Genomic DNA, 26,016 nt, shown 5'->3' on the forward strand with positions numbered 1-26,016 from the left:
CACCTATTGATAATCCGCCATTCAGTGGCGTTAGCGCCTTTTGTAGCCCCAATCTTGGCTTAAATGCCCTGCTCACTGGAGCGGGGCGGCTGTCGCCTGTTACCATTCGCCCTTTGTTTCATCTCCGCTTTTCATATTATTTCGAGACACGCCATGACCACCGTCCGCACTCGCATCGCGCCATCGCCTACCGGCGATCCCCATGTCGGCACCGCTTACATCGCTTTGTTCAACTACTGCTTTGCCAAGCAGCATGGCGGTGAGTTCATCCTGCGCATTGAAGACACCGACCAGCTGCGTTCGACCCGCGAGTCCGAACAGCAGATTTTCGACGCCTTGCGCTGGCTGGGCATCGACTGGAGCGAAGGCCCGGACGTCGGTGGCCCCCACGGCCCGTATCGCCAGAGCGAGCGGGGCGATATCTATCAGAAGTACTGCCAGCAGCTGGTGGACATGGGCCACGCGTTCCCGTGCTTCTGCACCGCGCAAGAACTGGACCAGATGCGCGCCGAGCAAATGGCTCGTGGTGAAACCCCGCGTTACGACGGCCGCGCGCTGCTGCTGTCCAAGGAAGAAGTCGACCGTCGCCTGGCGGCTGGCGAACCGCACGTGATCCGCATGAAGGTGCCGAGCGAAGGCGTGTGCGTGGTGCCGGACATGCTGCGTGGCGATGTCGAGATCCCGTGGGATCGCATGGACATGCAAGTGCTGATGAAGACCGACGGCCTGCCGACATACTTCCTGGCCAACGTGGTCGACGACCACCTGATGGGCATCACCCACGTCCTGCGCGGTGAAGAATGGCTGCCCTCGGCGCCGAAACTGATCCTGCTGTACGAGTACTTCGGTTGGGAACAACCGGAGCTGTGCTACATGCCGCTGCTGCGTAACCCGGACAAGAGCAAGCTGTCCAAGCGCAAGAACCCGACCTCGGTGACCTTCTACGAGCGCATGGGCTTCATGCCCGAAGCGATGCTCAACTACCTGGGCCGCATGGGCTGGTCGATGCCGGACGAGCGCGAGAAGTTCTCCCTGCAGGAAATGGTCGATAACTTCGACCTCAAGCGCGTGTCCCTCGGCGGGCCGATTTTCGACATCGAGAAACTGTCGTGGCTCAACGGCCAGTGGCTGCGTGACTTGCCGGTGGAGGAGTTCGCCTCCCGCCTGCAAACCTGGGCGCTGAACCCCGAGTACATGATGAAGATCGCGCCGCACGTACAGGGCCGCGTCGAAACCTTCAGTCAGGTTGCTCCACTGGCCGGGTTCTTCTTCGCCGGTGGCGTGAACCCGGAGGCCCGGCTGTTCGAATCCAAGAAGCTCTCGGGCGATCAGGTGCGTCAGTTGATGCAGTTGATCCTGTGGAAGCTCGAAAGCCTGCGCCAGTGGGAGAAGGACAGCATTACCGCAACGATTCAGGCGGTGGTCGAATCCCTGGAGCTGAAGCTGCGTGATGCCATGCCGCTGATGTTCGCTGCGATCACCGGGCAAGCCAGCTCCGTGTCGGTGCTCGATGCCATGGAAATCCTCGGCCCGGACCTGACCCGTTTCCGTCTGCGCCAGGCCATCGACCTCCTCGGTGGCGTGTCGAAGAAAGAAAACAAAGAGTGGGAAAAGCTGCTGGGCGCGATTGCCTGAGACGCGTCCTGCAGGACTGATGGCCATTGCGCGCGCCTGTTGTTGGGCGCGCAGTGGTCGCCAGACCCCCGAATTTACGGGGGGAGGGCGGTAAGTGATTGTTATGTCGGCAAAAAATTTTAAATTTTTTGAAAAATAAGTTTGACAGACTTTCGATACGCCCTTAAGATTCGCCCCGTCCTCAGCGATGACATCAACGATGAGGGGCTATAGCTCAGCTGGGAGAGCGCTTGCATGGCATGCAAGAGGTCGACGGTTCGATCCCGTCTAGCTCCACCAATTTACACTTCAAGGCCTGGCCACACCGGTCTTGAAGCGATCAACACTCAGCGTTGATCAGTTGTATAGAAGGGTTTGCGTCCCCTTCGTCTAGTGGCCTAGGACACCGCCCTTTCACGGCGGTAACAGGGGTTCGAGTCCCCTAGGGGACGCCAGTTTTACAGAAGTGATGTTGCAAGACATCGCTCCGCCGCGAGGCGAAAAATCTGGGGCTATAGCTCAGCTGGGAGAGCGCTTGCATGGCATGCAAGAGGTCGACGGTTCGATCCCGTCTAGCTCCACCAATTTTACAGTTCAAGGTCTGGCCACACCGGCCTTGAATCGATCAGTACTCAGCGCTGATCAGTGTATAGAAGGGTTTGTGTCCCCTTCGTCTAGTGGCCTAGGACACCGCCCTTTCACGGCGGTAACAGGGGTTCGAGTCCCCTAGGGGACGCCACGATTACCCGCTCTGCGGGATTTTATAAGGGTCATTCAATTATTGAATGGCCCTTTTGTTTGTCTGGCGTTTGGCCAATTCCCCCTTTCCCCTATTCTCCCCGACAGTTCTTCTGACCAACGGTCACATCAACGACTTGCGTAAATTTATTATGAGAATAATATTTCAATCGTAATATTCGGAGGCAACGATGAACGACAAGAAAGCTCAAACCCGTGAACGCATTCTCCAGGCCGCCAGTTCCGCGCTGATCCAGCGGGGTCCGGCCGAGCCAAGCGTGGGCGAAGTGATGGGGGCGGCCGGCCTGACGGTGGGTGGCTTCTATGCGCACTTCGACAGCAAGGACGCGATGATGCTGGAGGCCTTCACCCAGTTGCTTGGCCAGCGTCGGGCGTTGATCGCCGAGATGGACGCCGAGTTGACGGGGGAGGAACGCCGGGCGTTGGTCGCTGCGTTTTACCTGTCGCGCAAACACCGTGATTCCACCGAGCACGCCTGCCCGATTCCGGCTTCGATCGGAGAGATGGGGCGCCTGCCAGATGATTTTCGCGTGGCGCTCAATGAGCACGTCGAGCTGATGGTCGCGCAGTTGGCCAGCAGCCCGGAAGACATCGACAAGGTGCTGGCTGACCTGGCGTTGATGGTGGGTGGCCTGGCGCTGGCGCGGGCGCTGGGTGGCGGAGAGTTGTCTGATCGATTGCTGCGTGCCGCCAAGTCGGCGGTGCGATGACCTGAAGCACAAGCCTTTGGAGATGAGCGATGAGCACGTTAAGTTGGGTTCGTGGCGTTAATGGCACCTTGGGCTGGATTGCACCGCAGCGGGTCGCGAGCAGGATGCGCCAGGCGTTCATGACGCCCCGTGAGCTGCCTCCCCGGGACTGGGAAATGCCGCTGCTGGAGAAGGCCGAGCGGATCACCCTGCGCTTCGGCCTCTCGGCCTTGCGCTGGGGGCAGGGGCCGACGGTGCTGCTGATGCATGGCTGGGAAGGACGGCCCACCCAGTTTGCCAGCCTGATCAGCGCGTTGGTGGACAGCGGCTACACCGTCGTCGCGCTGGACGGTCCGGCCCACGGTCGTTCGCCAGGGCGTGAGGCCAACGTCGTGCTGTTCGCCCGGGCCATGCTGGAAGCGGCGGCCGAGTTGCCTCCCTTGCAGGCGGTTATCGGCCACTCCATGGGCGGGGCCAGCGCCATGCTCGCGGTGCAGTTGGGCCTGCGCACCGAGACCCTGGTCAGCATCGCCGCGCCGGCGCGGATCCTCGCCGTGTTGCGCGGTTTCGCGCGATACGTTGGTTTGCCGCCCAGGGCGCGTTCGGCGTTTATCCGCCAGGTCGAACAGGATGTCGGTATCCAGGCCTCGCGGCTGGACGTCGCGCACTACCAGTTGGATATGCCCGGGCTGATCGTGCACGCCGAAGACGACACCTTTGTCCCGGTCAACGAGTCGCAGCTGATTCACGACGCCTGGTTCGACAGTCGCCTGCTGCGCCTGGAGGAGGGTGGGCATCAGCGGGTGCTGGCTGACCCGCGACTTATCGAGGGCGTGTTGACTCTGCTCTCCGGTCGTAGCTTGCAGGCGCGCCAATCGGCCTGATCATCCGTTACACTCCTCCCGGTCGAATAATCTGACCGGGAGTGAGGCATGGGCTGGGATCGGGCAACGCCGTTTATCATTGACCTTGAGGTGGCCGCTGAGGACATCGACGGGCTGGGGCATGCCAACAACGCGGTGTATGTCACCTGGCTGGAGCGATGCGCCTGGCGCCACTCACAGCGCCTTGGGCTGGACCTCGTCGAGTATCGGCGGCTGGACCGGGCGATGGCGGTGGTGCGCCACGAGATCGATTACCTGGCAGCAGCCTATGAGGGTGATGAGTTGCAGTTGGCGACCTGGATCGTCGACTGGGATCAGCGCCTGAAAATGACGCGCCATTTCCAGCTGATCCGTCCCCGTGACAACGCCACGCTGCTGCGGGCCCAGACCACCTTTGTCTGTATCGAACTGTCCAGCGGCAAGCCCAAGCGCATGCCGGCCGAGTTCATCGAGGGTTATGGCCCGGCGTTGCACGCCATCGCCTGACCTCAAGGCAAATCCCCTGAATGCAAAAACGGCACCCGAGGGTGCCGTTTCTGTTGGTGCTGCCTGTCGCTGGAGCGATCAGCCCACCAGGCCGGTTTGCTGAACCAGATTCAGCAACGGTTGCGGGTAGACGCCCAGGAAGAACGCCAGGACGGCGATGGCCAGCAGCATGACGCCACCTGCCTTTTGCTCCCAGTGCAGCTGAGCGTCGACGCGACGCAGGTTGGGTTCGATCAGGAACAGGGTGACCATCACGCGCAGGTAGTAGAAGACGCCAATGGCGCTACCCAGTACCAGCGAGCCGACCAGCCACCACTGGTGCGATTCGACACCCGTAGCGATGATGTAGAACTTGCCGATGAAGCCCGCGGTCAGCGGGATACCGGCCAGGGACAGCATCATCACGGTCAGTACGGCGGTCAGGTACGGACGACGCCAGAACAGGCCGCGGTACTCGTACAGGGCGTCTGCGTCACGGCCTTTGTACGGCGAGGACATCAGGGTGATCACGCCGAAGGCGCCGAGGCTGGTGATCACGTAGGTGACCAGGTACACGCCGATGGCTTCCAGTGCCAGGCCCTTGCTCGCCACCAGGGCGATCAGCAGGTAGCCGAAGTGGGCAATGGAGGAGTAACCCAACAGACGCTTGAGGTTGCTCTGGGTCAGCGCCAGCAGGTTACCGAACAGGATCGAGGCAATCGCGATCACGGTCAGCACGGTGCTCAACACACCGCTGTTGGCCACTGGCGACATCTGGAACAGGCGCACCATCACCGCGAACACGGCGACTTTGGAAGCGGTGGCCAGGAACGCGGCCACCGGTGCCGGAGCACCTTCGTACACGTCCGGGGTCCAGAGGTGGAAGGGTACCAGCGACAGCTTGAAGGCCAGGCCGATCAACATCATGCCCAGGCCCAGTTGGGCCAGCGGGCTAGGCAGGCCGGTGGCTTCCAGCGCCATGCCGATGCCGCTGAAGCTCAGGGTGCCGGCTTCGGCGTAGAGCAGGGCCATGCCGAACAACAGGAACGCGGAACCGGCCGCCGACAGCACCATGTACTTGATGCCGGCTTCCAGGGAGCGTTTGTTGAAGAAGGCATAGGCCACCAGACCGTAGACCGGTACCGAGAGCAGTTCCAGGCCGATGAACAAGCCGGCCAGGTGCTGCGCGCTGACCAGGACCAGGCCACCAGCGGCAGCCATCAGGATCAGCAGGTACAGCTCTTCACGGTTGCCCGGGTAACCGGTGCCGCCATCGCCGAGGTAGGCGTGGGCGAGGGTGACGCAGGCGAGGGTGGCGACCAGGATCAGCGCCATGTACAGGCAGGCAAAGCTGTCGATTTGCAGCAGTGGGGTCACGACCAGGGGCGCGACTTTCAAGGCTGGCAGGATCGACAACAACGCCAGGTTAAGACCCGCCACCGACAACAGGAAGGTCTGTGAGTGGTTGCGGCGCCATGCGATAGCCAGCATCACCACGATGATCGTGGCGCTGGTGATCAACAACGGCGCTAGCGCGATAAAGTGTTGAATCGTGAATTCCATAGCGCTCTTACCGGGCCGAAGCGAGTTGAGTGAAGGCGGTGCCGAGCCATTGCTGCACGCCACTCATGGTGGCAGCAGAGGTATCGAGGAACGGTTGCGGGTAGACGCCGAGGTAAATCAGCAGGCCCGCAAGGCCGAGCACCATGATCAGTTCGCGAGCATCCATGCCGTGCAGCACCGCGTCCGACTTGGACGGGCCGAAGTAGGCACGGTGAATCATGATCAGCGAGTAGACCGAACCGAACACCAGGCCCGAGGTGGCAATCGCGGTGATCCATGGTGCGCTGGCGAAGGTGCCGATCAGGATCAGGAATTCACCGACGAAGTTACCGGTGCCCGGCAGACCCAGGGAGGCGGCTGCGAAGAACAGGCTGATGGCGGGCAGGTACGCGATCTTCGACCACAGGCCACCCATTTCACGCATGTCGCGGGTGTGGGTGCGCTCGTAGAGCTGGCCGCTGAGGATAAAGAGTGCCGCTGCCGACAGGCCGTGGGCCAGCATCTGGATCACCGCGCCCTGCAGGGCTTGCTGGCTGCCGGAGTAGATGCCGATCAGCACGAAGCCCATGTGGGAAACGCTGGAGAACGCGATCAGGCGCTTGATGTCGGTCTGGGCAAACGCGAGGAACGCACCGTAGAAGATCCCGACCAGGCCCAGGGCCATGGCCACCGGCGCGAACTCGGCCGATGCATTCGGGAACAGCGGCAGGGCGAAGCGCAGCAGGCCATAGGCAGCGGTCTTGAGCAGAATACCGGCCAGGTCGACGGAACCGGCGGTCGGCGCCTGTGCGTGGGCATCCGGCAGCCAGGAGTGGAACGGCACCACCGGCAGCTTGACCGCGAAGGCGATGAAGAAACCGAGCATCAGGATGTACTCGGTGGTCATCGACATCTTGGTTTTCAACAGGTCGGCGTAGTTGAACGTGATCACGCCCGTGCTGTTGTAGTTGACCAGTACCAGGCCCAGGATCGCCACCAGCATGATCAGGCCGGAAGCCTGAGTGAAGATGAAGAACTTGGTGGCCGCGTAGATCCGGGTCTTCTTGCCGTCCGAGGAACTGTGACCCCAGAGCGCGATGAGGAAATACATCGGCACCAGCATCATTTCCCAGAAGAAGAAGAACATGAACAGGTCGAGGGCCAGGAACACGCCGACGACACCGCCCAGGATCCACATCAGGTTCAGGTGGAAGAAGCCAACGTGACGCTGGATCTCTTTCCACGAACACAGTACCGAGAGCACACCCAGCAAGCCGGTGAGCAGGATCATCAGCAGCGACAGGCCGTCGAGGGCCAGGTGCACGTTGATGCCGAAGCGCTCGATCCAGACGTGCTTGAACTCAAGCGCCCAGGTCGGATCGGCGCCAGGCGCCGGGGCAAATGAATAGTCACCGTTGGCCCACAGCCAGAGGCCGAGGGAGAGCAGCAGGGACATGGTGATCAGCGCAATCCAGCGGGGGAGGGTGGCGCCGAAGCGCTCACCCATCCAGCACAGCAGGCCGCCGATGAAGGGAATCAGGATTAGCCAAGGCAGAATCATGACGGGCTCGTTTCCTTTCGCAAGTTCGCAAGGTTCATAGTCAGACCGCTACCAGCACGACAGCGCCGATAACCAGCACGGCACCAGCAGCCATCGAGGCGGCATACCAACGCAATTGACCTGTTTCGGTACGGCTGAGGGAGTTGTGTCCCCCTTTGGCCAGACGCGGGATCAAACCGATGGTTTGGTCGCACGGGTCGTTGCGCAACAAGTGGACGATTGCCAGGTACGGTTTGACGAACAGTTTGTCGTAGATCCAGTCGAAGCCCCAGGCGGCGAACCACCAGGCGCTGAGCAGACGACCGATGCCGCTGTTGGCAATGGCGGTCACGAAGCGGCGCTTGCCCAGGAACAGCAGGGCAGCCAGCAGGATACCGGACAGGGCGATGGCACCCGAGGCGATTTCCAGGCTGTGCTTGGCATCGCCGCCAGCGTGGCCGACGCTTTGTGGCAGTACGCCGTGCAGTGGCGGCACGATCATCGCGCCAATGGCGGTCGACAGTACGATCAGTACCGACAGTGGCAGCCAGTGGGCAACGCCGTGGCCGGCATGGGCTTCGGTCTTCGCTTCACCGTGGAACGCGATGAAGATCAGGCGGAAGGTGTACAGCGACGTCATGAAGGCACCCACCAGGCCGGCGTACAGCAGACCGTGGTTACCGCTGGCGAAGGCTTCCCAGAGGATTTCGTCCTTGGAGTAGAAACCGGCGGTCACCAGTGGCAGGGCCGCCAGGGCCGCGCCGCCAACGATGAAGCTGGCGTAGGCCAGTGGCAGTTTCTTCCACAGGCCGCCCATCTTGAAGATGTTCTGCTCGTGGTGGCAGGCAACGATCACCGAACCGGACGCAAGGAACAGCAGGGCCTTGAAGAAGGCGTGGGTCATCAGGTGGAAGATCGCGCCATCCCAGGCACCAACGCCCAGGGCCAGGAACATGTAGCCGATCTGGCTCATGGTCGAGTAGGCGAGGATACGCTTGATGTCGGTTTGTACCAGGGCTGCGAAACCGGCCAGCACCAGGGTCACACCGCCAACCAGGCCCACCAGTTGCAGGATGTCCGGCGCCAGGGCGAACAGGCCGTGGGTACGGGCGATCAGGTAGACACCGGCGGTCACCATGGTTGCGGCGTGGATCAGTGCCGAAACCGGGGTAGGGCCGGCCATCGCATCCGCCAACCAGGTTTGCAGTGGCAGTTGCGCGGATTTACCGACAGCGCCGCCCAGCAACATCAGGGTCGCCAGGACCATCCAGAAGTCGCCTGCCTGGAATTTCTGTGGTGCCAGCACCAGCAGTTCCTGGATGTTCAGCGTGCCCAGTTGGGCAAACAGGATGAACAGGCCGATGGCCATGAACACGTCGCCGATACGGGTGACGATGAAGGCCTTGAGTGCGGCGTTACCGTTGTTGCGGTTGCTGTAGTAGAAACCGATCAACAGGTACGAGCACAGGCCCACGCCTTCCCAGCCGAAGTACAGGAACAACAGGTTATCGCCCAGGACCAGGAACAGCATGCTGGCGATAAACAGGTTGGTGTAGGCGAAGAAACGCGAGTAGCCGTCTTCACCGCGCATGTACCAGGACGCGAACAGGTGGATCAGGAAGCCCACGCCGACAACCACACCCAGCATGGTGACCGACAGGCCATCCAGGTACAGGGCGAAGTTTGGCTTGAACTCGCCTACCGCCATCCACTGCCACAACACCTGGGTGTAGTGGCCGCCTTCAGGCGGTGCAACGTTGAACTGCCAGATCACATAGGTCGCGACGATTGCCGAGAGACCGATGGAGCCGACGCCGATCAGCGCCGCGAGGTTTTCCGAGAGGCGACCGCGCGAGAACGACAGCAGCACGAACCCGATCAGAGGGAATACGAAAGTCAGGAAGAGTAGGTTCATCCGCGCATCTCACTGGCAGCGTCGATATCGAGCGTGTGGAAGCGGCGATACAGTTGCAGCAGGATCGCCAGGCCAATACTGGCCTCGGCGGCTGCCAGGCTGATCACCAGGATGAACATGATCTGTCCATCCGGTTGAGCCCAACGTGCACCGGCAACGATGAACGCCAGTGCAGAGGCGTTCATCATCACTTCCAGGCTCATCAACACGAAAAGAATGTTGCGGCGGACCATCAGCCCGACCAGGCCGAGGCAGAACAGGATGCCGGCAACGGCAAGACCATGCTCGAGAGGGATAGCAGGCATGAGTTACTCCTTCGCCTCAGTGCGGCCCAAATGGAACGCCGTGACGGCTGCGGCGAGCAGCAGCATCGAGGCGAGTTCGACCACCAGCAGGTAAGGACCGAACAGGCTGATGCCCACGGCCTTGGCGTCTACGGTGGTAAGACCGATGGCGGTGCCGCTGGAGTGGCTGAACAGCACATACAGCAGTTCAGCCAGCAGCAGTGCCGCGAGCACGACCGGGCCAAGCCAGATACCGGGCTTGAGCCAGACGCGCTCTTGCTGGGCCGAGGCAGGCCCCAGGTTCAGCATCATCACCACGAACACGAACAGCACCATGATGGCGCCGGCGTAGGCGATCACTTCCAGGACACCGGCAAATGGTGCACCGAGGCTGAAAAAGGTCATCGCCACGGCAATCAGCGAAATGATCAGGTAGAGCAGGGCGTGCACAGGGTTGGTGTTGGTGATCACGCGAAGCGTGGACACCACCGCGATACCCGATGCGAAATAGAAAGCGAATTCCATCTTTCTTCCTTAAGGCAGCAAGCTCTTCACGTTGATCGGTTCGGCTTCATTCTGCGCGGCGCCTTTCGGCTTACCGGCAATGGCCATACCTGCAACACGATAGAAGTTGTAATCAGGGTTTTTGCCGGGGCCGGAGATCAGCAGATCTTCTTTCTCGTAAACCAGGTCCTGACGTTTGAACTCGGCCATTTCGAAATCCGGTGTCAGCTGGATCGCGGTGGTCGGGCAGGCTTCCTCGCAGAGGCCGCAAAAGATGCAGCGCGAGAAGTTGATACGGAAGAACTCCGGGTACCAGCGACCGTCTTCGGTTTCAGCTTTCTGCAGCGAGATGCAGCCTACCGGGCACGCCACGGCGCACAGGTTGCAGGCTACACAACGCTCTTCACCGTCGGGGTCGCGGGTCAGGACGATACGGCCACGAAAGCGCGGCGGCAGGTACACGGCTTCTTCCGGGTACTGCAGCGTGTCGCGCTTGCGGAAGGCATGGCCGAAGATCATCACCAGGCTGCGAAGCTGGGTGAAGAAGCCATGCACGATGTCAAAAATATACTTCATGATTCTCTATCCTCACTGAGCCGCGACGGCGGGCGTGTTGAGCAACACGATCGCAGCGGTCACCAGCATGTTGATGAGGGTCAGCGGCAGGCAGAACTTCCAGCTGAAATCCATCACTTGGTCATACCGTGGGCGCGGAATCGAGGCGCGCAGCAGGATGAAGAACATGATGAAAAACGCGGTTTTCAGAGCGAACCAGATGAACGGGATCTGCGGCAGAATGCCGAACGGACCGTGCCAGCCACCGAAGAACAACGTCACCAGCAGCGCCGAAATCAACACGATGCCGATGTACTCGCCGACAAAGAACATGCCCCATTTCATGCCGGCATATTCAATGTGGTAACCGTCGGCCAGTTCCTGCTCCGCTTCCGGCTGGTCGAACGGGTGACGGTGAGTCACGGCGACGCCGGCAATGAAGAAGGTCAGGAAACCGAAGATCTGCGGAATGACGAACCACAGGTTCTGCGCCTGGTATTCGACGATGTCGCGCATGTTGAACGAGCCAACCTGGATCACGATGCCCATCAGCGACAGGCCCATGAACACTTCGTACGACACGGTTTGTGCCGAGGCCCGCAAGCTGCCCAGCAGGGCGAACTTGTTGTTACTCGACCAGCCGGCGAACAGCACCGCGTAGACCGATAGACCGGCCATGGCGAAGAAGAACAGGATGCCGATGTTGATATCCGCCACACCCCAGGTCGGGGTGATCGGGATGATCGCGAAGGCCATCAGCAAGGCGCTCATGGCCACGACCGGCGCCAACGTGAAGATCACTTTGTCGGCGAACGGCGGAGTCCAGTCTTCCTTGAAGAACATCTTGATCATGTCGGCGGCGATCTGGAACGCGCCGAACGGGCCTACCCGGTTCGGACCGTAACGGTCCTGCCAGAGGGCGAGCAGACGACGCTCGACCCAGCTCAGCAGCGCACCGCAGACCACCACGGCGAGCAGAATCACGATGGCCTTGAGCACCGCGATGATCACGTCAATCACTTCAGGCGTGAACCAGGTCATTGAGCTGCCTCCTGCAGACCGTCAACGGATTTGCCAAAGATCGCGGGCGGAATGCCGGCGATGCCCGCAGGCAATGCCACCAGACCAGCGCCCAGCTCTTCGTTGATGCGCAGTGGCAGACGCAGGGTCTGGCCGGCCACGTTCAGGCTCAGCATGGCACCGTCGTTGACGCCCAGGCGGTCAGCTTCGGACTTGGCCAGTGCGACGTAGGCGGCCGGGATGCGCTCCTGGACCGGTGCGGCTTTGGAAGAGTTCTCTTCGCTGCCGAACAGGTGGAAGAACGGCACGACCTGCCAGGTGCCCTGGGCCGGGTTGAACGCACGCGGAACGTTGGCGAACCAGTTCAGCGAATCACCGGTGCTTTCGATCAGGCGAGTGCCCGGGTCGCCAGCGCGGATGTGACCACCGACTTCGTCCTGGAACTTGTTCCAGGCTTGTGGCGAGTTCCAGCCCGGCGACCAGGCGAACGGCACCTGTTGGCGCGGTTCGACGGAGCCCGAGTAACCTTCCATGGAGAAGGCGAACGCGGTGTCTTTGTCCTGCGGGGTACGCGGCTCGTGCACGCTGATGTCTGCACGCATGGCGGTACGACCGGAGTAGCGCAGCGGTTCGCGGGCCAGTTTCAGGCCCTTGATGCGGAACGCGGCGGACGGTGCGGCATCGACAATGCGGTTCAGAATCGAGGTGCTGGAAGCGACGGCGGCGGTGACGTGGTCCAGTTGGGTCCAGTCAATCGGCTGGTTCAGCAAGGTGGCGCGCAGGGCATGCAGCCAGCGCCAGCCTTCGTGAACCAGGATGCTCGCGTCCATGTACTTCGGATCGAAGACCTGGAAGAAGCGCTGGGCGCGACCTTCCTGGCTGACCAGGGTACCGTCGCCTTCAGCGAAGCTGGCGGCTGGCAGCACCAGGTGCGCGCGATCGCTGGTGGCGGTCTTCTGATGGTCGGCGACGATCAGCACTTTGGCGGCGGTCAGGGCAGCATCGACCTTGGCCTTGTCGGTACGGGTGTACAGATCGTTTTCCAGCACGACGATGGCGTCGGCCTTGCCATCGATCACCGCTTGCAGCGCAGCGTCGACCGATTCACCACCGAGCATGGCCAGGCCGAGGCTGTTGGCCTCTGGCACGATCAGGCTGATGGAACCGTTCTTCTCGCGCAGCTTCAGGGCCTTGGCAATGTTAGCAGCAGCCTCGATCAGCGCTTTGGAACCCAGGGAGGTACCGGCGATGATCAATGGGCGCTTGGCCGCCAGCAGAGCGTCGGCAATGCGCTTGGCCAGCTCGAGGGCTTCAGCGTCCAGGCCTTCAACGGCTGGAGCACTGGCATCAAGGGCGTGAGCCACGGCGAAACCGATGCGAGCCAGGTCGTCGGGAGCGGCGTGAACGCATTCTTCGGCAACGTCATCGAGCTTGGTTTCAGCCAGGCTGGCGATAAACAGCGGGTTCAGCGCGTGTTGGCCGATGTTCTTCACGGCGGCGTCGAGCCAAGGCTGAACGCGCATGGCGTCGGCCATGTCTTCGGCCTTGCCTTTGACCGATTGACGCAGGGCCAGGGCCATACGTGCAGCGGTCTGGGTCAGGTCTTCACCGAGGACGAACACGGCGTCGTGGTCTTCGATGTCGCGCATGTTCGGGATCGGCAGCGGGCTGTCTTTCAACACCTGCATGACCAGGCGAATGCGTTCCAGTTCGGCCGCTTCGATACCGGAGTAGAAGTGCTCGGCGCCGACCAGTTCGCGCAGCGCGTGGTTGCTTTCGAGGCTGGCGCGTGGAGAACCGATACCGACGATGTTGCGACCGCGCAGCAGGTCAGCGGCTTTATCCAGCGCTTCGTCCAGGCTCAGCTTGGCACCGCCCGCCAGCAATGGCTGACGCGGGCGGTCTTCGCGGTTGACGTAGCCATAGCCGAAACGGCCACGGTCGCACAGGAAGTACTGGTTCACCGAACCGTTGAAACGGTTTTCGATGCGACGCAGTTCGCCGTAACGCTCGCCCGGGGAAATGTTGCAACCGCTGGAGCAGCCATGGCAGATGCTCGGCGAGAACTGCATGTCCCACTTGCGGTTGTAGCGCTCGGAGTGAGTCTTGTCGGTGAACACGCCGGTCGGGCAGACCTCGGTGAGGTTGCCGGAGAACTCGCTTTCCAGGGTGCCGTCTTCAACGCGCCCGAAGTACACGTTGTCGTGTGCGCCGAATACGCCGAGGTCGGTGCCGCCGGCGTAGTCCTTATAGAAGCGTACGCAGCGATAGCAGGCGATGCAGCGGTTCATCTCGTGGGAAATGAACGGGCCCAGTTGCTGGTTCTGGTGAGTACGCTTGGTGAAGCGGTAACGGCGCTCGTTGTGGCCGGTCATTACCGTCATGTCTTGCAGGTGGCAGTGACCGCCTTCTTCACAGACCGGGCAGTCGTGAGGGTGGTTGGTCATCAGCCATTCAACGACGCTGGCGCGAAACACTTTTGCTTCTTCGTCGTCGATGGAGATCCAGCTGCCATCGGTGGCAGGCGTCATGCAGGACATGACGATACGACCACGCTTGTCGTTCTCGTCGGTGTACTGCTTGACTGCGCACTGGCGGCAAGCGCCAACGCTGCCGAGGGCGGGGTGCCAGCAGAAATAAGGAATATCGAGGCCTAGCGACAGACATGCCTGTAACAGGTTGTCTGCCCCATCGACTTCGAGCTCTTTGCCGTCTACGTGGATAGTGGCCATGGTTCAAAGTTCTTCGTTGGCCCGGTGTCAGCGGGCGTGGCTAATGGAATCTTGTTATTCGCGTGAATCAAAACAGCCGCTTGCGGCGTCATCACACGAGAAAGCGAAGGGCACGGACCCTTCGCCTTTTTAAGCGTTACGCGCCGACTACGATCGGCCTTGCCAGAGGCGGGACGGCAGCGCTGGTAGGCGCGATGCCGGCTTCGAACTCTGGGCGGAAGTATTTGATTGCGCTGCCCAATGGCTCCACGGCACCCGGTGCGTGAGCACAGAAGGTCTTGCCTGGGCCGAGGAAGCCGACCAGACCCAGCAGGGTCTCGATGTCGCCGGGCTGACCTTCGCCGTTCTCGATGGCCATCAGGAGCTTGACGCTCCATGGCAAACCATCGCGGCACGGGGTGCAGAAACCACAGGATTCGCGTGCGAAGAACTGCTCCATGTTGCGCAGCAGGGACACCATGTTGACGCTGTCGTCCACCGCCATGGCCAGGCCGGTACCCATGCGGGTGCCTACTTTGGCGATGCCGCCGGCGTACATTTGTGCGTCCAGGTGTTCCGGCAACAGGAAGCCGGTACCGGCGCCGCCTGGCTGCCAGCACTTGAGCTTGAAGCCGTCGCGCATACCGCCAGCGTAGTCTTCGAACAGCTCACGGCCGGTGACGCCGAATGGCAGTTCCCACAGGCCCGGGTTCTTGACCTTGCCGGAGAAGCCCATGAGCTTGGTGCCCATGTCGTCACTGCCTTCGCGGGCCAACGATTTGTACCAGTCCACGCCGTCGCCGATGATCGCCGGCACGTTGCACAGGGTCTCGACGTTGTTCACGCACGTCGGCTTGCCCCACACGCCCACGGCGGCAGGGAAGGGCGGCTTGGAGCGCGGGTTGGCGCGGCGGCCTTCGAGGGAGTTGATCAGTGCGGTTTCTTCACCGCAGATGTAACGCCCGGCGCCGGTGTGGACGAACAGCTCGAAATCAAAACCCGAGCCCAGGATGTTTTTACCCAGCAGGCCCGCTGCCTTGGCTTCTTCCACGGCACGGTTGAGGTGCTTGGCGGCGGTGGTGTATTCGCCACGCAGGAAGATATAGCCACGGTAGGTTTTCAGCGCGCGAGCACTGATCAGCATGCCTTCGATCAGCAGATGGGGCAGTTGCTCCATCAGCATGCGGTCTTTCCAGGTGTTGGGCTCCATCTCGTCCGCGTTGCACAGCAGGTAGCGGATGTTGATGGATTCGTCTTTGGGCATCAGGCCCCACTTGACGCCCGTGGGAAAGCCAGCACCGCCGCGACCTTTCAAGCCGGCGTCTTTCACGGTCTGGACGATGTCGTCCTGGGCCATGTCGGCGAAGGCCTTGCGTGCTGCCGCGTAACCGTTCTTGGCCTGGTACTCGTCGAGCCACACCGCCTCGCCGTCGTCACGCAGGCGCCAGGTCAGGGGATGGGTCTCTGGCGAGCGCTTGATGCGGTTGGCCGGGCCGAAGGAAGTCAGGGTCATACGTAGCCCTCCAACAGCTTGGCAACGCCAGCTGGCTGTACGTCACCGAAGGTGTCGTCGTCGATCATCAGTGCCGGGGCCTTGTCGCAGTTGCCCAGGCAGCAGACCGGCAGCAGGGTGAAGCGGCCGTCGGCGGTGGTCTGGCCCAGGCCGATGCCCAGCTTGCTCTGGATTTCGCTGACCACGGACTCGTGGTCACCGATGTAGCAGACCATGCTGTCGCAGACGCGAATGATGTGGCGGCCAACCGGCTGGCGGAAAATCTGGCTGTAGAACGTCGCCACGCCTTCAACGTCGCTGGCCGGGATGCCGAGGATCTCGCCAATGGCGTACAGGGCGCCGTCCGGCACCCAGCCACGTTCCTTCTGGACGATCTTCAGGGCTTCGATCGACGCCGCGCGCGGGTCTTCGTAGTGATGCAACTCGTGCTCGATGGCCGAGCGCTCGGTTTCGCTCAGGGCGAAACGGTCTGTCTGGATAAGCGTGCTGTTCATGCTTAGCGGTCCACGTCGGCCATAACGAAATCGATACTACCCAGGTACGCGATCAAGTCCGCGACCATGCTGCCTTGGATCACCGAAGGGATCTGCTGCAGGTGCGGGAAGCTTGGGGTGCGAATCCGGGTGCGGTAGCTCATGGTGCCGCCATCGCTCGTCAGGTAATAACTGTTGATGCCCTTGGTTGCTTCGATCATCTGGAAGGATTCGTTGGCCGGCATGACCGGGCCCCACGAAACTTGCAGGAAGTGCGTGATCAGGGTCTCGATGTGCTGCAGCGTGCGCTCTTTGGGCGGCGGCGTGGTCAGCGGGTGATCCGCCTTGTACGGGCCTTCCGGCATGTTGCGCATGCATTGTTCGATGATCTTGAGGCTCTGGCGCATTTCTTCGACGCGCACGATGCAGCGGTCGTAGGCATCGCCATTGGCGGCCAGCGGCACTTCGAACTCGAAGTTCTCGTAACCGGAGTACGGGCGAGCCTTACGCAGGTCGAAGTCGCAACCGGTCGACCGCAGGCCGGAACCGGTGACGCCCCATTCCAGGGCTTCCTTGGTGTTGTAGGCCGCGACGCCGATGGTGCGGCCACGCAGGATACTGTTGTCCAGGGCGGCTTTCTGGTATTCGTCCAGACGCTTTGGCATCCACTCGACGAAATCCTTGACCAGTTTTTCCCAGCCGCGCGGCAGGTCGTGGGCGACGCCACCGATGCGGTACCAGGCCGGGTGCAGGCGGAAGCCGGTAATGGCTTCGATCACCGTGTACGCCTTCTGGCGGTCGGTGAAGGTGAAGAACACCGGGGTCATGGCGCCGACGTCCTGGATATAGGTACCCAGGAACAGCAGGTGGCTGGTGATCCGGAAGAACTCGGCCATCATGATGCGGATGACGTCGACCTTCTCGGGCACCTTGATCCCCGCCAGCTTCTCGACCGAGAGCACGTACGGCAGGTTGTTCATCACGCCGCCGAGGTAGTCGATACGGTCGGTGTACGGGATGAAGCTGTGCCAGGACTGACGCTCGGCCATCTTCTCGGCACCACGGTGGTGGTAGCCGATGTCCGGTACGCAGTCGACGATTTCTTCGCCGTCCAGTTGCAGGATGATACGGAACGCACCGTGGGCCGAAGGGTGGTTCGGACCCAGGTTGAGGAACATGTAGTCCTCGTTCGCGCCGGAACGCTTCATGCCCCAGTCTTCAGGCTTGAAGCGCGCGGCTTCTTCCTCGAGCTGTTGCTTGGCCAGGGTCAGGCTGAACGGGTCGAACTCGGTGGCGCGGGCCGGGAAGTCCTTGCGCAGCGGGTGACCTTCCCAGGTCGGCGGCATCATGATGCGGCTCAGGTGCGGGTGGCCGGCAAAGTCGATGCCGTACATGTCCCACACTTCACGCTCGTACCAGTTGGCGTTCGGCCAGATACCGGTGACGGTCGGCACGCTGAGGTCGCTCTCGGACAAGGCGACCTTGATCATGACGTCACTATTACGTTCGATCGACATCAAGTGGTAGAACACGGTGAAGTCGACGCCGTTCGGCAGCCCTTGACGCTTGGTGCGCAGGCGCTCGTCCACGCCATGCAGGTCATAGAGCATGACGTACGGCTTGGGCAGGCTGCGCAGGAAGGTCAGGACTTCGACGAGTTTGGCACGGGCAACCCAAAGCACCGGCATGCCGGTGCGGGTAGGCTGGGCGGTGAACGCCTCTGGGCCAAAACGGTTGTTCAGTTCGACGACCACATCCTGGTCGTCTGCCTTGTAAGGCGGGATGTACAGAGCACTGCCTGTAGTCATGGTTATTTATCGCTTTCGGTCAACGTAAAGAATGAAGCCAGCTTCTCGTTTCTTGGTAAGAACAGATCTGGATCAGACTTCGTCGGGGCTGCGCAGGTTGGTGACCTGAATACGCTGTTCGCGGCGCGCATCCTTTTGCGAAGGCATCTCGGCGCGATACACGCCTTGATCACCAACGACCCAGGAAAGTGGGCGACGCTCCTGGCCAATCGACTCCTGCAAGAGCATCAAGCCTTGCAGAAAAGCTTCAGGGCGGGGCGGGCAGCCAGGCACGTAGACGTCCACGGGCAGGAACTTGTCCACCCCTTGAACGACGGAGTAGATGTCGTACATGCCACCGGAGTTGGCGCACGAACCCATGGAGATGACCCATTTAGGCTCGAGCATTTGCTCGTAGAGACGCTGAATGATCGGCGCCATCTTGATGAAGCAGGTACCGGCGATAACCATGAAATCCGCCTGACGCGGCGATGCCCGGATAACCTCGGCGCCGAAGCGTGCGATGTCGTGGGGCGCCGTGAAGGCGGTGGTCATTTCCACGTAGCAGCACGAAAGACCGAAGTTGTACGGCCACAGGGAGTTCTTACGCCCCCAGTTGATCGTACCGTTCAGCACGTCTTCGAGCTTGCCCATGAAGATGTTTTTGTGGACTTGATCTTCTAACGGATCGGAAACGGTTTCCCGTTCGCCGATCGGGTACTGCTCGTTAGGAGCATCCGGGTCGATCCTGGTGAGATTGTATTGCATTGCCAAAGCCTCATTGTTTCAGCTTCGCTTGCCGCTTACGACGAGCTTCCGGAGCCCAGTCAAGGGCGCCCACTCGGAATAGGTAGACAAGGCCTGCCAACAGAATTGCTATGAAAACGAGAGCTTCGACGAATCCGGTCCAGCCGCTTTCGCGGACGGACACAGACCATGCAAAGAGAAAGAGGGCTTCGATATCGAAGATCACGAACAGCATCGCGACCAGATAGAATTTGGCTGAGAGCCGCAAGCGGGCGCCACCTGTAGGTAGCATGCCGGACTCGAACGGTTCGTTTTTGCTGCGGCCCCAGGCTTTTGACCCGAGGAGGCTGGAGACGCCGAGCATGAAGGCACAAAGGCCGCCGACACCCAGAAGGAAAATGGCAAAGCCCCAGTTGTGGGCCATGAGTCCTGTCGCTTCGGGCATGCTGGTAATCCTTAACAGAGAGCAAAGGTCTCTGAGCTTGATATAGAAATAAAGCAGTGACGATATGTCGCAGCGCAATCAATCCCGCTGATTTTATGGCTAAACACCGGGCAAGTAAATTTTCTGTGGCGAAATTATTTATAAGAATAAGGACATAGCACTGCTCAAAACCCCCGCAGCCCTTGCGTTGCGGGCATTAGCCGGGTTTTCATCAATATTGTTTTGTAGGGAATGTAACGAACATCGTCACGGCTAAATGATAATCAATATTGTTTGTGTCGGTTTTTAAACTGTTAAACGAGGTAAGAGCCGGGAAGTTGTCTTACATGCGCGTAACTGTAAGTAGCGACGGCGTGTGTTTTAGCTGATTTTTCGGGTGGCGATGGCGCTCTGGATCAATGATTTACTGCATGCGCCACCGTCCCCTGTAGGAGCGAGCGTGCTCGCGAAAAAACGTCCGGAAAACGCGGTCGTTCAGACAGGGCGCGTTATCGTTGGAGTCCTTCGAGCACGCTCGCTCCTACAGGGGGGCTGTGTTACTGAGAAATCACGCGCAAAAAAAACGCCCCGAACCAGTCGGGGCGTCAGATGTGCAGCGCTGCGGTTAGCTTTCTACTCGGTCCGCAACGGCCGTTTACTCAGAAGCCGATCAGTGGAACTGTTCTTCTTCGGTCGAACCGGTCAGTGCGGTAACCGAGGACGAGCCACCCTGGATCACGGTGGTCATGTCGTCGAAGTAGCCGGTGCCCACTTCCTGCTGGTGAGCCACGAAGGTGTAACCCTTGGCCGCGTCAGCGAATTCCTGCTCCTGCAGCTTCACGTAGGCGGTCATGTCGTTGCGGGCGTAGTCGTGCGCCAGGTTGAACATGCTGTGCCACATGTTGTGAATGCCGGCCAGGGTGATGAACTGGTGCTTGTAGCCCATGGCGGACAGTTCGCGCTGGAACTTGGCGATGGTCGCGTCGTCCAGGTTTTTCTTCCAGTTGAAGGAAGGCGAGCAGTTGTACGACAGCAGTTGGTCCGGGTATTCCTTCTTGATCGCTTCAGCGAAGCGACGAGCCTCGTCCAGGTCCGGCTTGGCGGTTTCGCACCAGATCAGGTCGGCATACGGTGCGTAGGCCAGGCCGCGAGCGATCGCCTGGTCCAGGCCAGCGCGTACTTTGTAGAAACCTTCCTGGGTGCGCTCGCCAGTCACGAACGGCTGGTCGTACGGGTCGCAGTCGGAAGTCAGCAGGTCAGCCGCGTTAGCGTCGGTACGTGCCAGGATGATGGTCGGCGTGCCGGCAACGTCAGCCGCCAGACGGGCAGCGGTCAGCTTCTGTACGGCTTCCTGGGTTGGAACCAGTACCTTGCCGCCCATGTGGCCGCATTTCTTCACGGATGCGAGCTGGTCTTCGAAGTGAACGCCGGCGGCGCCTGCCTCGATCATGCTCTTCATCAGCTCGTAGGCGTTCAGAACGCCGCCGAAACCGGCTTCGGCGTCGGCAACGATTGGCGCGAAGTAGTCGATGTAGCCCGCGTCGCCCGGGTTCTTGCCGGCTTTCCACTGGATCTGGTCGGCGCGACGGAACGAGTTGTTGATGCGCTTGACCACGGTCGGAACCGAGTCAACCGGGTACAGGGACTGGTCCGGGTACATCGATTCTGCAGAGTTGTTGTCTGCAGCAACCTGCCAGCCCGACAGGTAGATGGCCTGGATACCGGCCTTGACCTGTTGTACGGCCTGGCCGCCAGTCAGGGCGCCCATGCAGTTGACGAAATCTTTCTCAGGACGGAAGGCTGGCTTGGCACCCTGGGTGACCAGGTTCCACAGCTTTTCAGCGCCCATTTTTGCAAAGGTGTGCTCAGGTTGAACCGAGCCACGCAGACGGACGACGTCAGCAGCGGAGTAAGTGCGTGTCACGCCTTTCCAGCGCGGGTTTTCAGCCCAGTCTTTTTCAAGGGCTGCAATTTGCTGTTCGCGTGTCAGTGCCATGGAGATAAACCTCGTCGCATAGGTCTTGGGTGGAAAATTCCTGTTCCGCCACGTACGCACATTCAAAGTGGGGCGTAGATGGCTGCTCGCTGACCAGAGGCTTGAGGACTCAAGTCGGTTTGGCGCAGGAGGCGACGGGATGAACGGTGCTCGAGGAGGAGGCTGAGCAGGTAAGGGCGAGCTGTCGGGCGCATTTGGGCGTCGTGGGCCTTCATACGTTCATCAGTGTGGTGCCGGGCTACCTATTACGCTTCCGTCCCTCGGGACAACTTCGTTCCAGTCGCAACCTCGTCAAACACACCTTGTGGGCGGTACAGACACGAATCGGCTCAGGTCGGTAAGGTGAGAGCGGCGATCCGAAGGCCCTTGCCAGGGCCCCTGATTAGCGGGAGCGAGGCCATCATGCCTTCGCTTTTTTGCCTCGTCAAACGTTTTGTAGTGCTTTTTTTCAGGCACTACATCTTTGGTCTAATACGACTAATCAGTCAGTTTCCGGTGTCTCAGTCCAAGGTGTCGACTTTCACCCGCAAGGTCATGTCATCCCGGCCTTGAGTCCCGTAGTGGCGGGTCATGCCTTGTTTGCCGGCCTGATTCTGGCGGTTGATGCCGGCCAGGGTGATCCATTCGCCCAGGCGGCCGCTGACGCTGGTGTCGGTACTTTGCACGTTCACTACATCGGGGCGTTCCTGGCTCATGTGGTCACGGTTGGTGCTGATGGCCAGGTGTACGGTTTCGCCGGTGACACTGGCGGTGACGTAGAAACCCTGGGTGACGTTGCGGTATTCGGTCTGGCTGAGCAGGCGGCCGTCGGTGTCGGTCCGGGTGCTGGTGAGCGGCACGCTCTGGCCGGTCTGGATCAGCGCGGGAACGCCTTCGCTGGCCTGAATCTGCTGGATGCCGCCCTCGCGGCTGGCGGTGCTGTAGCTGATGATCTGGGTTTGCGGGTCGCCGCTGTCTTGCTGGTTGTTTTCGCTGCTGTCGACGGTAATCAGCAGGCGCTTGGGGGCGGTGTCCAGTTGCGCTAGCAGGGCCTTGAGCCCGTCGATCTTGCCGGGTTCGGCGTTGACGATCAGTTGATTGCCGTAGGCGCTGACGGTGCCGTCCTTGCCGATGAAGTTCTGCGCAACCGGCAGCAGGTCTGCGCTGGTGCGATGGTTGAGCGGCACCACCTCGGTCGCGGCCATGGCCGAAAAGCTGCAGGTCAGCAGCAGCGTGGTGAGCAGGGTGCGTAGGGACATGTCCGTTATCTCCGCGTTCAAGTAGCTTGATAGTGCCAGTTTGTCGGCCTGCGGTGGGGCAAGTTGAATCGTAGACAGCAAAACGCCCCGGCATCCGAAGATGGCGGGGCGTTTTTGAGTGTGTGCCTGAGATCAGTGTAGGAGCGAGCGTGCTCGCGATGGATTTGAAGGCGATGCGTTTTGCCAGGCAGTACGCGTCATCGTTCACGTCCATCGCGAGCGGGCTCGCTCCTACAGGTGTGGATCAGGCACCGCGCACCATGTCTACGTGGGGAATCCCTGCTTCCAGGAATTCCTCGCTGACGATGCGAAAGCCCAGGCGCTCATAGAACGCCGTGGCCTGCACCTGGGCGCTGAGCATCTGCTGCTTGAGCCCGCGTTTCTCGGCTTCACCGATCACCGCTTGCATCAAGGCGTCGCCGACTTTCAGGCCGCGCCAGTCCTTGAGTACCGATACCCGGCCGATGTGGCCATCGGGCAGCAGGCGGGCGGTACCAATGGGGAAGTCACCTTCAAGGGCGAGGAAATGCACGGCGCTTGCGTCGTCGGCATCCCACTCCAGTTCAGGCGGAACCGATTGCTCGGCGATGAACACCGCTTCACGAATGCGCCGGATCTCGGCGTTATCCTTTTGCCAGTCTGCGACACTTACGTGAATCTTATTCATCGGCAAACCCCAGGCTTCCTTGCTTGACCAGTTCACACAGCAGGCTGCGGCCGTCTTCGTCGCTCAGCCACTGGCCGAGGTTGTCGATATGCAGGGCATCGGCGGCGCAGATCATTTTCAGCAGTTCACGCAGTTTGCCCGGCAAGTAACGGCTCTGGCCGCTGGCGAACAGCAGCAGGTCGTCGTCCACTTCCGACCACGCCAGGCGCGCGCTCGGGTTGCGGATCAGCACGGCGCCTTGTTCCAGGCTGCTCAGCAGGTCGTCTTCTTCCAGTTCCGGGCCAACCACCAGTTCGGGGTAGCGCGGCTCGGTCATGAACTGGCCGAACCAGGTCAGCAGCAGGCGTTCGTCGCTCATGTGCTCGGCCAGCAGGCTTTTCAGGCGGTCGAGGGCGTCGTGCTGGATCTGGTGCGGGTCGACGGCTGGCTGTGCGTCGGCGTCGGTGTAGCGCTCTTCGTCAGGCAGGAACTGGCTGAGGAAGTCGGTGAAGTGGGTCAGCACTTCGGCTGCGCTCGGGGCGCGGAAGCCGACCGAGTAGGTCATGCAGTCGTCGACCGCCACGCCGCAGTGAGCCAGGCGCGGTGGCAGGTACAGCATGTCACCCGGTTCCAGTACCCATTCCGCGGTTTCTTCGAATTCGGCGAGGATGCGCAGGTCGGCGTGTTGCAGCAGCGGGCTCTCGGAATCGCACATCTGGCCGATTTTCCAGTTGCGCTTGCCATGGCCTTGCAGCAGGAACACGTCGTAGTTGTCGAAGTGCGGGCCGACGCTGCCACCTGGCGCGGCGAAGCTGATCATCACGTCATCGATGCGCCAGCTCGGCAGGAAGCGGAAGTGCTCCAGCAACTCGCTGACTTCCGGCACGAACTGATCCACTGCCTGTACCAGCAGGGTCCACTCGCGCTCTGGCAGCTTGCTGAATTCGTCTTCGGCGAACGGGCCGCGGCGCAATTCCCACGGGCGCTCGCCGTGTTCGATGACCAGGCGCGATTCGACTTCTTCTTCCAGCGCCAGGCCGGCCAGTTCGTCGGCGTCGATCGGGCTTTCGAAGTCAGGGATCGCCTGGCGGATCAGCAGGGGTTTTTTCTGCCAGTAGTCGCGCAGGAATTCCCGTGCCGTGATGCCGCCCAGAAGTTGAAGAGGAATGTCAGGATTCATGTGTAACCTATTGAAAAAAAGCACTTTTCATACGGGAATAAAAACGCCCGGCGCTGCCGGGCGTCTCAAGAGGTCAAGCGACAGTCAGATGCGTTTGGCTTGTGCCACGGCGTTGCCGATGTAGTTGGCCGGGGTGAGCAGTTTCAGCTCGGCCTTAGCCTCGGCAGGCATGTCCAGTGCATCGATGAAAGTCTGCAGCGCTTCAGGGCTGATGCCCTTGCCACGGGTCAGTTCTTTCAGCTTTTCGTACGGGTTTTCGATGTTGTAGCGGCGCATCACGGTCTGGATCGGCTCGGCCAGTACTTCCCAGCAAGCGTCCAGGTCAGCGGCGATCTTCTGGGCGTTGAGCTCCAGCTTGCTGATGCCTTTGAGGCTGGCTTCGTACGCGATCACGCTATGGGCGAAGCCCACGCCGAGGTTGCGCAGTACGGTGGAGTCGGTCAGGTCGCGCTGCCAGCGGGAGATTGGCAGTTTGCTCGCCAGGTGCTGGAACAGGGCGTTGGCGATCCCCAGGTTGCCTTCGGAGTTTTCGAAGTCGATCGGGTTGACCTTGTGCGGCATGGTCGAGGAACCGATTTCGCCGGCGATGGTGCGCTGCTTGAAGTAGCCCAGGGAAATGTAGCCCCAGATGTCGCGGTCGAAGTCGATCAGGATGGTGTTGAAGCGCGCGATGGCGTCGAACAGCTCGGCGATGTAGTCGTGCGGCTCGATCTGCGTGGTGTACGGGTTGAAGCCCAGGCCCAGCTCGTCTTCGATGAAGGTGCGGGCGTTGGCTTCCCAGTCGATCTGCGGGTAGGCCGACAGGTGGGCGTTGTAGTTGCCCACGGCGCCGTTGATCTTGCCCAGTAGCGGAACGGCGGCGACCTGAGCGATCTGGCGCTCCAGGCGGTAAACCACGTTGGCCAGTTCCTTGCCCAGGGTAGTCGGCGAAGCCGGCTGGCCGTGGGTGCGCGACAGCATCGGCACGTCGGCGAAACGGATCGCCAGTTCGCGGATAGCCTCGGCAGTCTGGCGCATCAGCGGCAGCATCACTTCATCACGGCCTTCGCGCAGCATCAGGGCGTGGGACAGGTTGTTGATGTCCTCGCTGGTGCAGGCAAAGTGGATGAACTCACTGACCTTGGCCAGTTCCGGCAGCTTGGCCGCTTGTTCCTTGAGCAGGTACTCGATGGCTTTGACGTCGTGGTTGGTGGTGCGCTCGATCTCTTTGACACGCTCGGCGTGTTCCAGGGAGAAGTTTTCCGCCAGGGTGTTCAGCGCAGCGTTGGCTTCGGCAGAAAACGCCGGCACTTCGCTGATGGCGGGGTGAGCGGCCAGGCGCTGGAGCCAGCGCACTTCAACCAGTACGCGAGCGCGGATCAGGCCGTACTCGCTGAAAATTGGGCGCAGGGCCTGGGTTTTGCCGGCGTAGCGGCCGTCAACAGGGGAAACCGCAGTGAGCGAAGAGAGCTGCATGGGGTGTTCTCGGACAGTCGGGCAACGAAATGGGGCGCGTATCATACATGAAAAAATCCGCCGGTCCGTTGCCAA

Annotated in this window: 22 protein-coding genes and 4 tRNA genes; 8 read left to right on the top strand and 18 right to left on the bottom strand. The window is 61.0% G+C overall.

Features of this window, described 5'->3' with window-relative positions:
• The first annotated feature begins 153 nt into the window (after positions 1 to 153).
• The 8 genes from gltX to CKW07_RS01065 all read left to right on the top strand — a co-directional run bounded on the left by gltX (position 154) and on the right by CKW07_RS01065 (position 4,432).
• A complete protein-coding gene (gene gltX / locus CKW07_RS01030; protein WP_095143194.1) occupies positions 154 to 1,635 on the top strand; it encodes a glutamate--tRNA ligase in 1,482 nt (493 codons plus the stop codon).
• Positions 1,636 to 1,838: 203 nt separating this feature from the next.
• Positions 1,839 to 1,914: transfer RNA gene (locus CKW07_RS01035), tRNA-Ala, on the top strand.
• Between the two features lie 79 nt (positions 1,915 to 1,993).
• Positions 1,994 to 2,069 (top strand) — tRNA-Glu (locus CKW07_RS01040).
• Positions 2,070 to 2,122: 53 nt separating this feature from the next.
• Positions 2,123 to 2,198: transfer RNA gene (locus tag CKW07_RS01045), tRNA-Ala, on the top strand.
• 79 nt (positions 2,199 to 2,277) lie between these two features.
• Positions 2,278 to 2,353 (top strand) — tRNA-Glu (locus CKW07_RS01050).
• A gap of 190 nt (positions 2,354 to 2,543) precedes the next feature.
• On the top strand, positions 2,544 to 3,083 hold the full coding sequence (locus CKW07_RS01055; protein WP_095143195.1) for a TetR/AcrR family transcriptional regulator: 540 nt from the start codon (positions 2,544 to 2,546) through the stop codon (positions 3,081 to 3,083).
• Between the two features lie 29 nt (positions 3,084 to 3,112).
• Positions 3,113 to 3,946 (top strand): alpha/beta fold hydrolase, encoded by an 834-nt coding sequence (locus CKW07_RS01060; RefSeq protein WP_095143196.1) that lies wholly within the window; start codon positions 3,113 to 3,115, stop codon positions 3,944 to 3,946.
• 48 nt (positions 3,947 to 3,994) lie between these two features.
• The gene (locus CKW07_RS01065; RefSeq protein ID WP_095079271.1) at positions 3,995 to 4,432 is read left to right on the top strand and encodes a thioesterase family protein; all 438 of its coding nucleotides are present in this window, start codon (positions 3,995 to 3,997) and stop codon (positions 4,430 to 4,432) included.
• Positions 4,433 to 4,510: 78 nt separating this feature from the next.
• Here CKW07_RS01065 and nuoN read toward each other — a convergent pair whose 3' ends face one another.
• The 18 genes from nuoN to purB form a co-directional block, all read right to left on the bottom strand.
• The gene (nuoN, locus tag CKW07_RS01070) at positions 4,511 to 5,974 is read right to left on the bottom strand and encodes an NADH-quinone oxidoreductase subunit NuoN (protein ID WP_095143197.1); all 1,464 of its coding nucleotides are present in this window, start codon (positions 5,972 to 5,974) and stop codon (positions 4,511 to 4,513) included.
• 7 nt (positions 5,975 to 5,981) lie between these two features.
• Positions 5,982 to 7,514 carry an NADH-quinone oxidoreductase subunit M gene (nuoM, locus tag CKW07_RS01075; RefSeq protein ID WP_095143198.1) on the bottom strand — a complete coding sequence of 511 codons (1,533 nt, stop codon included), beginning with the start codon at positions 7,512 to 7,514 and terminating at the stop codon, positions 5,982 to 5,984.
• Positions 7,515 to 7,554: 40 nt separating this feature from the next.
• Complete coding sequence (gene nuoL / locus CKW07_RS01080) at positions 7,555 to 9,408, bottom strand: NADH-quinone oxidoreductase subunit L (protein WP_095143199.1); 1,854 nt, start codon at positions 9,406 to 9,408, stop codon at positions 7,555 to 7,557.
• Positions 9,405 to 9,713 carry an NADH-quinone oxidoreductase subunit NuoK gene (nuoK, locus tag CKW07_RS01085; RefSeq protein ID WP_003180046.1) on the bottom strand — a complete coding sequence of 103 codons (309 nt, stop codon included), beginning with the start codon at positions 9,711 to 9,713 and terminating at the stop codon, positions 9,405 to 9,407. The genes nuoL and nuoK overlap by 4 nt, the downstream gene beginning before the upstream one ends.
• A gap of 3 nt (positions 9,714 to 9,716) precedes the next feature.
• On the bottom strand, positions 9,717 to 10,217 hold the full coding sequence (gene nuoJ, locus CKW07_RS01090) for an NADH-quinone oxidoreductase subunit J (protein WP_095143200.1): 501 nt from the start codon (positions 10,215 to 10,217) through the stop codon (positions 9,717 to 9,719).
• Between the two features lie 9 nt (positions 10,218 to 10,226).
• Entirely contained in the window at positions 10,227 to 10,772 is a 546-nt protein-coding gene (gene nuoI / locus CKW07_RS01095; RefSeq protein WP_218192018.1) for an NADH-quinone oxidoreductase subunit NuoI, read from the bottom strand.
• A 12-nt stretch (positions 10,773 to 10,784) separates the two neighbouring features.
• Positions 10,785 to 11,792, bottom strand: a complete 1,008-nt coding sequence (nuoH, locus tag CKW07_RS01100) for an NADH-quinone oxidoreductase subunit NuoH (protein ID WP_095079277.1) — start codon at positions 11,790 to 11,792, stop codon at positions 10,785 to 10,787.
• Positions 11,789 to 14,503 carry an NADH-quinone oxidoreductase subunit NuoG gene (nuoG, locus tag CKW07_RS01105; protein WP_095143202.1) on the bottom strand — a complete coding sequence of 905 codons (2,715 nt, stop codon included), beginning with the start codon at positions 14,501 to 14,503 and terminating at the stop codon, positions 11,789 to 11,791. Before nuoG ends, nuoH begins: the two co-directional genes overlap by 4 nt.
• 136 nt (positions 14,504 to 14,639) lie before the next feature.
• Positions 14,640 to 15,995, bottom strand: coding sequence for an NADH-quinone oxidoreductase subunit NuoF (nuoF, locus tag CKW07_RS01110; RefSeq protein ID WP_095143203.1), 1,356 nt, complete (start codon positions 15,993 to 15,995; stop codon positions 14,640 to 14,642).
• Positions 15,992 to 16,489 (bottom strand): NADH-quinone oxidoreductase subunit NuoE, encoded by a 498-nt coding sequence (gene nuoE / locus CKW07_RS01115; protein ID WP_095143204.1) that lies wholly within the window; start codon positions 16,487 to 16,489, stop codon positions 15,992 to 15,994. Before nuoE ends, nuoF begins: the two co-directional genes overlap by 4 nt.
• A gap of 2 nt (positions 16,490 to 16,491) precedes the next feature.
• Positions 16,492 to 18,276: an NADH-quinone oxidoreductase subunit C/D gene (gene nuoC / locus CKW07_RS01120; RefSeq protein WP_095143205.1), complete on the bottom strand. Its 1,785-nt coding sequence runs from the start codon at positions 18,274 to 18,276 to the stop codon at positions 16,492 to 16,494.
• Between the two features lie 72 nt (positions 18,277 to 18,348).
• The gene (locus CKW07_RS01125) at positions 18,349 to 19,023 is read right to left on the bottom strand and encodes an NADH-quinone oxidoreductase subunit B family protein (protein ID WP_095079281.1); all 675 of its coding nucleotides are present in this window, start codon (positions 19,021 to 19,023) and stop codon (positions 18,349 to 18,351) included.
• A gap of 10 nt (positions 19,024 to 19,033) precedes the next feature.
• On the bottom strand, positions 19,034 to 19,447 hold the full coding sequence (locus CKW07_RS01130) for an NADH-quinone oxidoreductase subunit A (protein WP_007905050.1): 414 nt from the start codon (positions 19,445 to 19,447) through the stop codon (positions 19,034 to 19,036).
• Between the two features lie 649 nt (positions 19,448 to 20,096).
• Positions 20,097 to 21,422, bottom strand: a complete 1,326-nt coding sequence (gene aceA, locus CKW07_RS01135) for an isocitrate lyase (RefSeq protein WP_007970439.1) — start codon at positions 21,420 to 21,422, stop codon at positions 20,097 to 20,099.
• Positions 21,423 to 21,922: 500 nt separating this feature from the next.
• Positions 21,923 to 22,660 (bottom strand): secretin N-terminal domain-containing protein, encoded by a 738-nt coding sequence (locus CKW07_RS01140; RefSeq protein WP_095143206.1) that lies wholly within the window; start codon positions 22,658 to 22,660, stop codon positions 21,923 to 21,925.
• Between the two features lie 244 nt (positions 22,661 to 22,904).
• Positions 22,905 to 23,327, bottom strand: a complete 423-nt coding sequence (locus CKW07_RS01145) for a GNAT family N-acetyltransferase (RefSeq protein WP_095079285.1) — start codon at positions 23,325 to 23,327, stop codon at positions 22,905 to 22,907.
• Positions 23,320 to 24,486, bottom strand: a complete 1,167-nt coding sequence (locus CKW07_RS01150) for a cupin domain-containing protein (RefSeq protein WP_095143207.1) — start codon at positions 24,484 to 24,486, stop codon at positions 23,320 to 23,322. Before CKW07_RS01150 ends, CKW07_RS01145 begins: the two co-directional genes overlap by 8 nt.
• An 84-nt stretch (positions 24,487 to 24,570) precedes the next feature.
• Complete coding sequence (purB, locus tag CKW07_RS01155; RefSeq protein ID WP_095143208.1) at positions 24,571 to 25,941, bottom strand: adenylosuccinate lyase; 1,371 nt, start codon at positions 25,939 to 25,941, stop codon at positions 24,571 to 24,573.
• Between the last annotated feature and the right edge of the window lie 75 nt (positions 25,942 to 26,016).

This window comes from Pseudomonas sp. Irchel s3b6, from assembly GCF_900187415.1.
Lineage (GTDB): Bacteria > Pseudomonadota > Gammaproteobacteria > Pseudomonadales > Pseudomonadaceae > Aquipseudomonas.